The sequence below is a fragment of the Streptomyces sp. NPDC002958 genome (assembly GCF_055563255.1).
This window is the reverse complement of the sequence record NZ_JBVHDS010000019.1, coordinates 68,184-80,991: the sequence shown is the minus strand read 5'-3', so window position 1 is coordinate 80,991 and position 12,808 is coordinate 68,184. Positions and strand designations below refer to the sequence as shown.

The 12,808-nt window shown below is 69.1% G+C and carries 11 protein-coding genes; all 11 read right to left on the bottom strand.

The window, feature by feature from the left end:
* Nucleotides 1-109 precede the first annotated feature (109 nt).
* Nucleotides 110-1,318, bottom strand: coding sequence for a methionine adenosyltransferase (metK, locus tag ACZ3IC_RS26235; RefSeq protein ID WP_467419835.1), 1,209 nt, complete (start codon nucleotides 1,316-1,318; stop codon nucleotides 110-112).
* Nucleotides 1,319-1,561: 243 nt separating this feature from the next.
* Nucleotides 1,562-2,764, bottom strand: coding sequence for a bifunctional phosphopantothenoylcysteine decarboxylase/phosphopantothenate--cysteine ligase CoaBC (gene coaBC, locus ACZ3IC_RS26230; RefSeq protein ID WP_467419834.1), 1,203 nt, complete (start codon nucleotides 2,762-2,764; stop codon nucleotides 1,562-1,564).
* 132 nt (nucleotides 2,765-2,896) lie between these two features.
* Entirely contained in the window at nucleotides 2,897-3,169 is a 273-nt protein-coding gene (gene rpoZ, locus ACZ3IC_RS26225; protein WP_037695306.1) for a DNA-directed RNA polymerase subunit omega, read from the bottom strand.
* An 84-nt stretch (nucleotides 3,170-3,253) separates the two neighbouring features.
* A complete protein-coding gene (gmk, locus tag ACZ3IC_RS26220) occupies nucleotides 3,254-3,871 on the bottom strand; it encodes a guanylate kinase (protein ID WP_467419831.1) in 618 nt (205 codons plus the stop codon).
* Between the two features lie 38 nt (nucleotides 3,872-3,909).
* Nucleotides 3,910-4,233 (bottom strand): integration host factor, encoded by a 324-nt coding sequence (locus ACZ3IC_RS26215; RefSeq protein ID WP_014157387.1) that lies wholly within the window; start codon nucleotides 4,231-4,233, stop codon nucleotides 3,910-3,912.
* A gap of 244 nt (nucleotides 4,234-4,477) precedes the next feature.
* Nucleotides 4,478-5,317 carry an orotidine-5'-phosphate decarboxylase gene (pyrF, locus tag ACZ3IC_RS26210; protein WP_467419828.1) on the bottom strand — a complete coding sequence of 280 codons (840 nt, stop codon included), beginning with the start codon at nucleotides 5,315-5,317 and terminating at the stop codon, nucleotides 4,478-4,480.
* The gene (locus ACZ3IC_RS26205; RefSeq protein WP_467419825.1) at nucleotides 5,314-6,423 is read right to left on the bottom strand and encodes a quinone-dependent dihydroorotate dehydrogenase; all 1,110 of its coding nucleotides are present in this window, start codon (nucleotides 6,421-6,423) and stop codon (nucleotides 5,314-5,316) included. The genes pyrF and ACZ3IC_RS26205 overlap by 4 nt, the downstream gene beginning before the upstream one ends.
* A gap of 80 nt (nucleotides 6,424-6,503) precedes the next feature.
* Nucleotides 6,504-9,812 (bottom strand): carbamoyl-phosphate synthase large subunit, encoded by a 3,309-nt coding sequence (carB, locus tag ACZ3IC_RS26200; RefSeq protein ID WP_467419823.1) that lies wholly within the window; start codon nucleotides 9,810-9,812, stop codon nucleotides 6,504-6,506.
* The gene (gene carA, locus ACZ3IC_RS26195; RefSeq protein WP_467419820.1) at nucleotides 9,805-10,947 is read right to left on the bottom strand and encodes a glutamine-hydrolyzing carbamoyl-phosphate synthase small subunit; all 1,143 of its coding nucleotides are present in this window, start codon (nucleotides 10,945-10,947) and stop codon (nucleotides 9,805-9,807) included. Before carA ends, carB begins: the two co-directional genes overlap by 8 nt.
* Complete coding sequence (locus tag ACZ3IC_RS26190; protein ID WP_467419818.1) at nucleotides 10,944-11,525, bottom strand: PH-like domain-containing protein; 582 nt, start codon at nucleotides 11,523-11,525, stop codon at nucleotides 10,944-10,946. The genes carA and ACZ3IC_RS26190 overlap by 4 nt, the downstream gene beginning before the upstream one ends.
* On the bottom strand, nucleotides 11,522-12,808 hold the full coding sequence (locus tag ACZ3IC_RS26185; protein WP_467419816.1) for a dihydroorotase: 1,287 nt from the start codon (nucleotides 12,806-12,808) through the stop codon (nucleotides 11,522-11,524). The genes ACZ3IC_RS26190 and ACZ3IC_RS26185 overlap by 4 nt, the downstream gene beginning before the upstream one ends.

Genomic DNA, 12,808 nt, shown 5'->3' with positions numbered 1-12,808 from the left:
GACGGCACTGACAGCGGCCTCGCGGGACTTTACCGGCGGCCGTACGCACCGGGGCCCGGACACCCTGTGCGGCGTCCGGGCCCCGGCGTACAGACGGAGGGCGGCAGGCTTACAGCCCGGCCGCCGCGCGCAGCGCGTCCACGCGGTCCGTGCGCTCCCACGTGAAGTCGGGAAGCTCACGGCCGAAGTGGCCGTACGCCGCGGTTTGGGCGTAGATCGGGCGGAGCAGGTCGAGGTCGCGGATGATCGCGGCCGGGCGGAGGTCAAAGACCTCGCCGATGGCGTGCTCGATCTTGTCGGTCTCGATCGCGGCGGTGCCGAACGTCTCGACGAACAGACCGACGGGCTCGGCCTTGCCGATCGCGTAGGCGACCTGTACCTCGCAACGGGCGGCGAGGCCCGCGGCGACGACGTTCTTCGCGACCCAGCGCATGGCGTACGCGGCCGAGCGGTCGACCTTCGACGGGTCCTTGCCCGAGAAGGCACCACCGCCGTGACGGGCCATGCCGCCGTAGGTGTCGATGATGATCTTGCGACCGGTGAGACCGGCGTCGCCCATCGGGCCACCGATCTCGAACCGCCCGGTCGGGTTGACCAGCAGCCGGTAACCGTCGGTGTCCAGCTTGATGCCGTCCTCGATCAGCTGCGCGAGCACGTGCTCGACGACGAACTCGCGGATGTCGGGCGCGAGCAGCGAGTCGAGGTCGATGTCGCTGGCGTGCTGCGAGGAGACGACGACCGTGTCGAGGCGGACGGCCTTGTCGCCGTCGTACTCGATGGTGACCTGGGTCTTGCCGTCCGGGCGCAGGTAAGGGATGGTCCCGTTCTTGCGGACCTCGGAGAGCCGGCGCGAGAGACGGTGCGCCAGGTGGATCGGGAGCGGCATCAGCTCGGGCGTCTCGTCGCAGGCATAGCCGAACATCAGGCCCTGGTCGCCGGCACCCTGCTTGTCGAGCTCGTCCTCATCGCCCTCGACCCGCTGCTCGTACGCGGTGTCGACGCCCTGCGCGATGTCGGGCGACTGCGCACCGATGGACACCGAGACACCACAGGAAGCTCCGTCGAAACCCTTCTTGGAGGAGTCGTAGCCGATCTCGAGGACCTTGTTGCGTACGAGGGTCGGAATGTCGGCGTAGGCCTTGGTCGTGACCTCACCCGCAACATGCACCAGACCGGTGGTGATCAAGGTCTCGACGGCGACACGGGACCGGGGGTCCTCACGGAGCAGCGCGTCGAGGATGGTGTCACTGATCTGGTCAGCGATCTTGTCGGGGTGACCCTCGGTGACGGACTCCGAGGTGAAGAGACGGCGGGACACATCGCTCCCTGGGGTTGCAGCGGCTGCTGGCTGATCATTTGGCGGACGGCCGGGAGCTGCGCCCGGCACGGTCCGGGGGTCAGTTTATCGGTCACTACCGCTCGGCGGACCACGTGTCTCGCTCTTTGGGGGTTCTGTGACCTGTGGCACGGCCCGTCGCAGCGCGGAAATCGCCTCCCTCCAAAGCCGTTTACACCCTTATTTAAGGGGTTTTGGGCTGTTCGACGACGTAGAGCGAGAATTTCATCGCAGACGCGACGACACGAGATCCCAGACCGTGTCGGCGAGCGCCTCCTTGGGGCCGTACGGCACCGGGGTCTCCGTGCCGTCGGCCGCGAGGACCACCGCTTCGTTCTCCTCGGAGCCGAATGTCCTGCGCTCCCCCACCTCATTGACGACGAGGAGATCGCAGCCCTTCCGGCGGAGCTTCTCGCGGCCGTTGGCGAGGACGCTGTCGGTCTCGGCGGCGAAACCGACGACGATCTGGTCCGGCCGGGCGCGTTCGCCGGCGACCTCGGCGAGGATGTCGGGGTTCCGTACGAGCGTGATGGGCGCGGGCTCCTGGCCGTCCTTCTTCTTGATCTTCCCCGTTGCGTACTCGGCGGGGCGGAAATCGGCGACCGCCGCCGCCATCACGACCACATCGGCGTCCGCGGCGGCCTTCAGCACCGCCTCGCGCAGTTGTATGGCGGTCCCGGCGTGCAGGACGTCTGCGCCTGCCGGGTCGGGCAGGCCGGTGTTGGCCTCGATGAGGGTGACCCGGGCGCCGCGGGCGACCGCGGTGCGGGCCAGGGCGTAGCCCTGCTTGCCGGAGGAGCGGTTGCCGAGGTAGCGCACCGGGTCGAGCGGCTCTCGCGTGCCGCCCGCGCTGATCACCACGTGACGGCCGGCCAGGTCGGCTTCGACGGGGCCGCGGGCCAGTACCCGGCGGCAGACCTCAAAGATCTCCCCCGGGTCGGGCAGCCGGCCCTTGCCGGTGTCGACGCCGGTGAGACGGCCGACGGCGGGCTCGATGACGACGGCGCCGCGGCGGCGCAGCGTGGCGACGTTCTCCTGGGTGGCGGGGTGCTCCCACATCTCGGTGTGCATGGCGGGCGCGAAGACGACCGGACAGCGGGCGGTGAGGAGCGTGTTGGTGAGCAGGTCGTCGGCGAGACCGTGGGCGGCCTTGGCGAGCATGTCGGCGGTGGCGGGGGCGACGACGACCAGGTCGGCGTCCTGTCCGATCCTGACGTGCGGCACCTCGTGGACGTCGTTCCAGACCTCTGTCGACACCGGGTGGCCCGAGAGCGCCGACCAGGTGGCCGCCCCCACGAAGTGCAGCGACGACTCGGTCGGGACGACCCTCACATCGTGACCGGACTCGGTCAGCCGGCGCAGCAGCTCGCACGCCTTGTACGCGGCGATGCCCCCGCTGACCCCAAGAACGACCTTCGGCTTGTCCACTGCGTCTCCCCGCACTCGGATACGAACACCCCCATGCTGCCTCACCGCACCCGGTCCGATGCTGTCGGCCCGGACACACCACAGGCCCGGCGGTCACTGCCGCCGGGCCTGTGGTGAAGGTGCAATTCCTGCCTACTGCGCGGGGCCCTCGATGGCCTCGGAGGTGAGCAGGCCCGCGTTGATCTCGCGAAGCGAGATCGAGAGCGGCTTCTCGTGCACGTGGGTGTCGACGAGCGGACCGACGTACTCCAGGAGACCCTCACCGAGCTGCGAGTAGTACGCGTTGATCTGGCGCGCGCGCTTGGCGGCGTAGATCACGAGGCTGTACTTCGAGTCGGTGGCCTCAAGGAGCTCATCAATCGGCGGGTTGATGATGCCCTCGGGCGTGGTGATGGAAGAGGACACTCTCTGCCTTCCGAAGGGGGTAAAGATCAAAGAAATCTTTGACAGTGCGGAGTTCAGTTCCGTGGTGCGCGTGTGTCGGCTGCGTCAGTCGCTGCTGTCACGTTGGCCGGATGTCTCCAGCATCAAGGCTAGCAGCTCACGCGCCACATCCTCGACGGAGGTGTTGACCAGCGTCGTATCGAACTCGGACTCGGCGGCCAGTTCGATCCTGGCGGCGGCGAGCCGGCGCTCGATCACCTCGGCGGACTCGGTCCCGCGGCCGGTGAGCCGGCGGACCAGCTCCTCCCAGCTCGGCGGGGCCAGGAAGACGAGCTGGGCGTCCGGCATCGACTGTCGGACCAGCCGGGCCCCCTGGAGGTCGATCTCCAGCAGCACCGGCTCGCCCGCCTCCAGGCGGTCGAGCACGGCACGGCGGGGTGTGCCGTACCGGTTACCGGCGAACTCGGCCCACTCCAGCAGCTCGCCATTGGCGATCAGCTTGTCGAACTCGTCGCTGTCCACGAAGAAGTAGTGGACACCGTTGCGCTCGCCGGGTCGCGGCTTGCGGGTCGTCGCCGACACCGAGAGCCACACCTCGGGGTGAGCCTTGCGCATATGGGCGACGACCGTGCTCTTACCGACCCCCGAGGGGCCGGAGAGCACGGTCAGCCGCGGACGTACGTCCGGGGGTACGGGGGACGTCCCCCGGGATGTTGCAGCCATGAAGCGATTATCCAGGTTCTCAGGGGTGCCTGAGAACGTCAGGCGGCGCTGCCGCCGAACTCACGCTCAAGGGATGCGATCTGGTTGGAGCCGAGACCCCGGACCCGGCGGCTCTCGGAGATGCCGAGCCGCTCCATGATCTGCTTGGCGCGGACCTTGCCCACGCCCGGCAGGGACTCCAAAAGGGCGGAGACCTTCATCTTCCCGATGACGTCGTTCTCCTGACCCTGCTTGATGACCTCGTGGAGGGAGGCGCCGGAGTGCTTGAGTCGATTCTTGACCTCGGCCCGCTCCCGGCGAGCCGCGGCGGCCTTTTCGAGCGCGGCTGCGCGCTGTTCAGGGGTAAGGGGCGGAAGAGCCACGCCTACGTCACCTCGGATGTCGATCTGTCGGATACGGACCGGTGAGGAAGCTGGACGCTCCGCACCAGGTGAGCGACGGACAGCTTGTGCACGTCGGCTCTCGACGGAGACTAGCGGCCAAGACGGCTCGAGTCAGCGAGAACCAACGAAAAGTCCTGGTCAGCCTCAGCCGACCAGGACATTTCAGGCATAACAACCGAGTTTTTTGGTCAGGATTCGGTCAACACCCTGTTACGTGGCATAGTCACTTGTCTGCGACGGCCGCCCGAACCTCGTCCGTGAGTCGATCTGCGGCTTCGCGCAGCCTTGCCGCGTCCGGCCCCTGACTCAGTACGCCCCGGCTCACACTGGGCAGCACATTGCCCACCGCGTCACCGAAGACGCCGGGCAGATCCGCGGGCGTCGCACCCTGGGCCCCGATCCCGGGGGCGAGCAGCGGGCCGTTGATGGCGAGATTCACGCCCGCGTCCCCGAGTGTGGCACCGACCACCGCGCCGACCGAGCCGAGTGGGGTCGCCCCCTCGTTCTCGGCGGCCATGTGGTCGAGCATCAGCTGGGCCAGCGAACGGCCGTCGGCGGCGGTGGCGCGCTGAACCTCCGCTCCCTGGGGGTTGGAGGTGAGGGCGAGCACGAAGACGCCCGCGCCGGAAAGGACGGCCGCGTCGAGCGCGGGGCGCAGCGAACCGAAGCCGAGGTACGGCGAGACGGTGACCGCGTCCGAGAACAGCGGCGAGTCCTTGTCCAGATAGGTCGCCGCGTAGGCGCCCATGGTGGAGCCGATGTCGCCGCGCTTGGCGTCCATCAGGACGAGCGCACCGGCTTCGCGCGCCTCCTCGACGGCCTTCTCCAGGACGGCGATGCCGCGTGAGCCGAAGCGCTCGAAGAACGCGGACTGCGGCTTGAGCACGGCGACCCGGTCCGCCAATGCCTCGACGACCGTACGAGTGAAGTGCTCCAGACCCGCTACGTCGTCGTTCAGGCCCCAGGAGGTGAGCAGCGAGGCGTGCGGGTCGATGCCGACACAGAGCGGCCCGCGGGTGTCCATGGCGCGGCGCAAACGTGCGCCGAACGGTTCCGGGATCATGCGGTGGCCTTCCTGGTTTCGGCGCCGACGGCTTCGGCGAGGGTGGCGTACGGGGAGGCGGCCAGGCGCGCTGCCAGGCCCTTGTGGATCTCCCGGGCGTAGAACGGGCCCTCATAGATGAAGGCGCTGTAGCCCTGGACGAGCGTGGCACCGGCGAGAATGCGTTGCCAGGCGTCCTCGGCGTTCTCGACGCCCCCGACACCCACCAGGGTGATCCGGTCGCCCACCCGCGCGTACAGGCGGCTGAGGACCTCCAGGGAGCGTGCCTTGAGGGGCGCACCGGACAGCCCGCCGGTCTCCTCGACCAGGGACGGCGAGGACTTCAGGCCGAGGCCGTCCCGGGCGATGGTGGTGTTGGTGGCGATGATGCCGTCCAGGCCCAGCTCGACCGCGAGATCGGCGACCGCGTCGACGTCCTCGTCCGCGAGGTCCGGGGCGATCTTGACGAGCAGGGGGACCCGCCGGACGGTGACGGTCCGGTCGGCTGCTTCGCGTACGGCGCTCAGCAGCGGCCGGAGCGCCTCGGTGGCCTGGAGGTTGCGCAGGCCGGGCGTGTTGGGCGAGGAGACGTTCACGACGAGGTAGTCGGCGTGGCGGGCGAGACGTTCGGTGGACTTCACGTAGTCGCCGACCGCTTCGGCCTCCGGCACAACCTTCGTCTTGCCGATGTTGACGCCGACCGTGGTCCTGAAGACGGGATTACGGGCGGCCAGGCGCGCGGCCACGGCGGCCGAGCCCTCGTTGTTGAAGCCCATGCGGTTGATCAGCGCGCGGTCCGCGACGAGGCGGAAAAGGCGCTTCTTGGGGTTGCCGGGCTGCGGCTCGCCGGTGACCGTACCGATCTCGATGTGGTCGAAGCCGAGCATCGACATGCCGTCGATCGCGACGGCGTTCTTGTCGAAGCCCGCGGCGAGGCCGAAGGGGCCGTGCATCCGCAGGCCGAGGGCCTCGGTGCGCAGCTCCTTGTAGCGGGGCGCGAGCGCGGCGGCGACGAAGATGCGCAGTACGGGGATGCGCGCGGTGAGGCGGATCCAGCGGAAGGCCAGGTGGTGGGCCTGCTCCGGATCCATCCGCTTGAAGACCAGCTGGAAGAAGAATTTGTACATCGGGGTGTCCTCGGTGTCCTGGGGTCCTCGGTGTCCTCACAGAGAGGGGGACACCGTTTCCGGTGTCCCCCTCTCGGCTGCTAGTCGCGGGCCGCGGTCAGATGCTCCGCGTGTTCCTGGAGGGACCGGACGCCGACGCCTCCGTGGGTGAGTGCGTCGATGCCCTGGACGGCGGCGGCGAGCGCCTGGACCGTCGTCAGGCACGGCACGGACCGGGCCACGGCGGCGGTACGGATCTCGTAGCCGTCGAGGCGGCCACCCGTGCCGTACGGCGTGTTGACGATCAGGTCGACCTCGCCGTCGTGGATCAGCTGGACGATGGTCCTCTCGCCCTGCGGGCCCACACCCTCGGACTGCTTGCGCACGACCGTGGCGTTGATGCCGTTGCGCTTGAGGACCTCGGCGGTGCCGGAGGTGGCGAGCAGCTCGAAACCGTGGGCGACGAGTTCACGCGCCGGGAAGATCATCGAGCGCTTGTCACGGTTGGCGACCGAGATGAAGGCGCGGCCCTTGGTGGGCAGCGGGCCGTAGGCACCGGCCTGCGACTTGGCGTACGCCGTGCCGAAGACCGAGTCGATGCCCATGACCTCACCGGTGGAGCGCATCTCCGGGCCCAGGACGGTGTCGACACCGCGGCCGTGGATGTCGCGGAAGCGCGACCACGGCATGACGGCTTCCTTAACGGAGATCGGCGCGTCGAGCGGCAGGGTGCCGCCGTCGCCGTTCGCTGGCAGCAGGCCCTCCTCGCGCAGCTCGGCGATGGTCGCGCCCAGCGAGATCCGGGCGGCGGCCTTGGCGAGCGGGACCGCGGTCGCCTTCGAGGTGAAGGGGACGGTGCGCGAGGCGCGCGGGTTGGCCTCCAGGACGTACAGGATGTCGCCGGAGAGCGCGAACTGGATGTTGATCAGGCCGCGTACGCCGACGCCCTTGGCGATGCCCTCGGTGGAGGTGCGCAGCCGCTTGATGTCGTAGCCGCCGAGCGTGATCGGGGGCAGTGCGCAGGCGGAGTCGCCGGAGTGGATACCGGCCTCCTCGATGTGCTCCATGACGCCGCCGAGGTAGAGCTCGGTGCCGTCGTAGAGCGCGTCGACGTCGATCTCGATCGCGTCGTCGAGGAAGCGGTCGACCAGGACCGGTCGGGTGGGGCTGATCTCGGTGGACTCGGCGATGTACGAGGAGAGCCGCGTCTCGTCGTACACGATCTCCATGCCCCGGCCGCCGAGCACGTAACTGGGGCGTACGAGGACGGGGTAGCCGATCTCGTCGGCGATGGCCTTGGCCTCGTCGAACGTGGTGGCGGTGCCGTGCTTCGGGGCCGGGAGTCCGGCCTCGGCCAGAACGCGGCCGAAGGCGCCGCGGTCCTCGGCGGCGTGGATCGCCTCCGGGGAGGTACCGACGACCGGCACACCGTTGTCCTTGAGCGCCTGCGACAGACCCAGCGGGGTCTGGCCGCCGAGCTGGACGATGACACCGGCGACCGGTCCCGCGAGGGACTCGGCGTGCACGATCTCCAGCACGTCCTCGAGCGTCAGGGGCTCGAAGTACAGGCGGTCGGAGGTGTCGTAGTCGGTGGAGACGGTCTCCGGGTTGCAGTTGACCATCACGGTCTCGTAGCCCGCGTCGCTCAGGGCGAAGGAGGCGTGGACGCAGGAGTAGTCGAATTCGATGCCCTGGCCGATGCGGTTGGGGCCGGAGCCGAGGATGATCACCGCCGGCTTGGTGCGGGACGCGACCTCGCTCTCCTCGTCGTAACTGGAATAGAAGTACGGCGTCTTCGCGGCGAACTCGGCGGCACAGGTGTCGACCGTCTTGTAGACCGGGCGGATACCGAGGGCGTGTCGCACCTCGCGCACGACGTCCTCGCGCAGGCTGCGGATGTCGGCGATCTGGACATCGGAGAAGCCGTGACGCTTGGCCTCTGCCAGCAGCTCGGGGCCGAGCTCGTCCGCGGCGGCCAGCTCGTCGGCGATCTCCTTGATCAGGAAGAGCTGGTCGACGAACCAGGGGTCGATCTTCGTGGCGTCGAAGACTTCTTCCTGGGTGGCGCCGGCCCGGATCGCCTGCATGACGGTGTTGATCCGGCCGTCGGTCGGGCGGACCGCCTCGGCCAGCAGCTCGGCCTTGTCGCCGGTCTCCCCGGTGAAGGAGAACTGCGAGCCCTTCTTCTCCAGGGAGCGCAGTGCCTTCTGGAGCGCCTCGGTGAAGTTCCGGCCGATCGCCATGGCCTCGCCCACCGACTTCATGGTGGTGGTGAGGGTGGAGTCGGCGGAAGGGAACTTCTCGAAGGCGAACCGCGGGGCCTTGACGACGACATAGTCCAGGGTCGGCTCGAAGGAAGCCGGGGTCTTCTCGGTGATGTCGTTCGGGATCTCGTCGAGCGTGTAGCCGACGGCCAGCTTGGCGGCGATCTTGGCGATCGGGAAGCCGGTGGCCTTCGAGGCGAGCGCCGAGGAGCGGGAGACGCGCGGGTTCATCTCGATCACGATGACGCGGCCGTCGGTCGGGTCGATGGCGAACTGGATGTTGCAGCCGCCGGTGTCGACGCCGACCTCGCGGATGATCGCGATGCCGATGTCGCGCAGCCGCTGGTACTCGCGGTCGGTGAGCGTCATCGCCGGGGCGACGGTGATCGAGTCACCGGTGTGGACGCCCATCGGGTCGAAGTTCTCGATGGAGCAGACGACCACGACGTTGTCGTGCTTGTCGCGCATCAACTCCAGCTCGTACTCCTTCCAGCCGAGGATGGACTCCTCCAGGAGCACCTCGGTGGTCGGGGAGAGCGTGAGGCCCTGGCCGGCGATCCGGCGCAGCTCCCCCTCGTCGTGGGCGAAACCTGAGCCGGCGCCGCCCATGGTGAAGGAGGGCCGGACGACCACGGGGTAGCCGCCGAGCGTCTCGACGCCCGCCAGGACGTCGTCCATGGAGTGGCAGATGACCGAGCGGGCGGACTCGCCGTGGCCGATCTTGGCGTTGACGGCTTCGACGACGCCCTTGAAGAGGTCGCGGTCCTCGCCCTTGTTGATGGCCTCGACGTTGGCGCCGATGAGCTCGACGCCGTACTTCTCGAGGACACCGTTCTCGTGCATGGAGATCGCGGTGTTGAGCGCGGTCTGGCCGCCCAGTGTGGGGAGCAGCGCGTCGGGGCGCTCCTTGGCGATGATCTTCTCGACGAACTCGGGGGTGATCGGCTCGACGTAGGTGGCGTCGGCGATCTCCGGGTCGGTCATGATCGTCGCCGGGTTGGAGTTGACCAGGATGACGCGCAGGCCCTCGGCCTTGAGGACACGGCAGGCCTGGGTTCCGGAGTAGTCGAACTCGGCGGCCTGGCCGATGACGATCGGGCCGGAGCCGATGACCAGGACGGACTGGATATCGGAGCGCTTAGGCACGCTGGCCCTCCATCAGGGAAACGAAGCGGTCGAAGAGGTACGCGGCGTCGTGGGGGCCCGCGGCGGCCTCGGGGTGGTACTGGACGCTGAAGGCCGGCCGGTCGAGGAGTTGCAGCCCCTCGACGACCTGGTCGTTCAGACAGACATGGGAGACCTCGGCGCGGCCGAACTCCGTGTCGGACACCTTGTCGAGCGGGGCGTCGACGGCGAAGCCGTGGTTGTGCGCGGTGACCTCGACCTTGCCGGTCGTACGGTCCTGCACGGGTTGATTGATGCCGCGGTGGCCGTACTTCAGCTTGTACGTGCCGAAGCCGAGGGCGCGGCCCAGGATCTGGTTGCCGAAGCAGATGCCGAAGAGCGGGGTCTTCCGCTCCAGGACGCCCTGCATGACGGAGACGGGGTGGTCGGCGGTGGCGGGGTCGCCGGGGCCGTTGGAGAAGAAGACGCCGTCGGGCTCGACCGCGTACACCTCCTCCAGCGTGGCGGTGGCGGGCAGCACGTGCACCTCGATACCGCGCTCGGCCATCCGGTGCGGGGTCATGCCCTTGATGCCCAGGTCGATCGCGGCGACGGTGAACTTCTTGGTGCCGATCGCGGGGACGACATACGTCTCCTTGGTCGCGACCTCGGCGGAGAGGTCGGCGCCCACCATCTCGGGGGCTTCCTTGACGCGGGCCAGCAGCGTGGCCTCGTCGGCGATGGCGTCACCGGAGAAGATGCCGACGCGCATGGCGCCACGCTCGCGCAGGTGGCGGGTGAGGGCCCGGGTGTCGATGCCGCTGATCCCGACGACGCCCTGACGCTCCAGCTCCTCGTCGAGCGAGCGCTGCGAGCGCCAGTTCGACGGCACCCGGGCGGGGTCGCGGACGACGTATCCGGCGACCCAGATCTGTCCGGACTCGGGGTCCTCGTCGTTCACACCGGTGTTGCCGACGTGCGGGGCGGTCATCACGACGACCTGGCGGTGGTACGAGGGGTCGGTCAGCGTCTCCTGGTAGCCGGTCATGCCGGTGGAGAACACCGCCTCGCCGAAGGTCTCCCCCACGGCCCCGTAGGCGCGGCCGCGGAAGGCGCGGCCGTCCTCCAGGACGAGTACGGCGGGAGCCTTGGCGGCTCCCCGGGTGGAGATCGTCATCGTGCGGTGCCTTCCGTAGTGCTGTTGAGATGGTTGATGGCCTCGACCCAGGCCGGGTGCTCGGCCGAGCGGTCGGAGCGGAACCCGGAGTCGATCAGCTTGTCGCCGTGCGCCCAGGTGATGATCAGCAGGCCGCCCTCGGGGAGGACCTTGCCTGCGATGCCCTTGTCGAGCCGGGCCTCACGCAGTGCGGCGGCCGGGACGAAGAAGTCGGCTGCCCCGGGTCGTACGACGTCGAGGCCCTGGTCGGTCAGGGTGAGCTCGACGCGGCTGCGGGTACCGAGGCCATGGGCGACGATCCGGTCGAGCCACTGCCCGGCGGTGGTCGAGGCGTGGTACCGGCCGGTCAACGTCAGCAGCTTCTCGCCGTCCGCGAACCCCTCCGGGGTGGAGCTCAGTTCCGGCAGGCCGGACTGGAGACTTCCCCGCCACTTCCATCCCTGGCGCATCAGCCAGTAGACGAAGGCGGTGAAGACCAACAGTCCGATGACCCAGCTGATGCGAGCGGGCCAGTCGGTCACTTCGGCCGACTTCTGCTCGGCGGCGAGCTGGAGGTACAGGGGGGTGAGTGATGTCACGCGAGCTTCCCGTCGACGACCGTGGCACGGCCCCGCAGGAAGGTGTGGGTGACACGCCCGGGCAGCTCACGACCCTCGTACGGAGTGTTGCGGCTGCGGGAGGCGAAGCCCGCGGGGTCCACGACACCACGGTAAGCCGGATCGACCAGCGTGAGGTTGGCGGGCTCACCGGCCGAGACGGGCCGGCCGTGTCCGTCGAGACGGCCGATGGCGGCCGGACGGAACGACATCCGGTCGGCGACGCCCGCCCAGTCGATGAGGCCGGTGTCGACCATCGTCTGCTGGACGACGGAGAGCGCGGTCTCCAGGCCGACCATGCCCATGGCGGCGGCGGCCCACTCGCAGTCCTTGTCCTCGTGCGGGTGCGGGGCGTGGTCGGTGGCGACGCAGTCGATGGTGCCGTCGGCGAGCGCCTCGCGCAGGGCCATGACGTCGGCCTCGGTGCGCAGCGGCGGGTTCACCTTGTAGACCGGGTTGTAGGACCGTACGAGTTCGTCGGTGAGGAGCAGGTGGTGCGGGGTGACCTCGGCGGTGACGTTCCAGCCCTTGGACTTGGCCCAGCGGACGATCTCGACGGAGCCGGCGGTCGACAGGTGGCAGATGTGCACCCGGGAGCCGACGTGGGCGGCGAGCAGGACGTCGCGGGCGATGATCGACTCCTCGGCGACGGCGGGCCAGCCGCCGAGACCGAGTTCCGCGGAGACGATGCCCTCATTCATCTGGGCGCCCTCGGTGAGGCGGGGCTCCTGGGCGTGCTGGGCGACGACGCCGTCGAAGGCCTTCACGTACTCCAGCGCGCGCCGCATGATCACCGCGTCGTCGACGCACTTGCCGTCGTCGGAGAAGACCTTCACTCCGGCGGCCGAATCGTGCATGGCGCCGAGCTCGGCGAGCTTCTTGCCCTCCAGGCCGACGGTGACGGCGCCGATCGGCTGCACGTCGCAGTAGCCGGACTCCTTGCCCAGCCGCCAGACCTGCTCGACGACACCGGCGGTGTCGGCGACCGGGAAGGTATTGGCCATGGCATGCACGGCGGTGAAGCCACCGACGGCCGCCGCCTTCGTCCCGGTGAGGACGGTCTCGGAGTCCTCGCGGCCGGGCTCGCGCAGGTGGGTGTGGAGGTCGACCAGGCCGGGCAGCAGGATCTGGCCCTCGGCCTCGACGACGGTCGCGTCACCGGCCTCGATGCCACTACCGACTGCGGCGATGGTCTCGCCGTCGATCAGGACGTCCTGGGGTTCGCCGCCGAGGACCTTCGCGCCGCGGATAAGGATCTTGCTCAT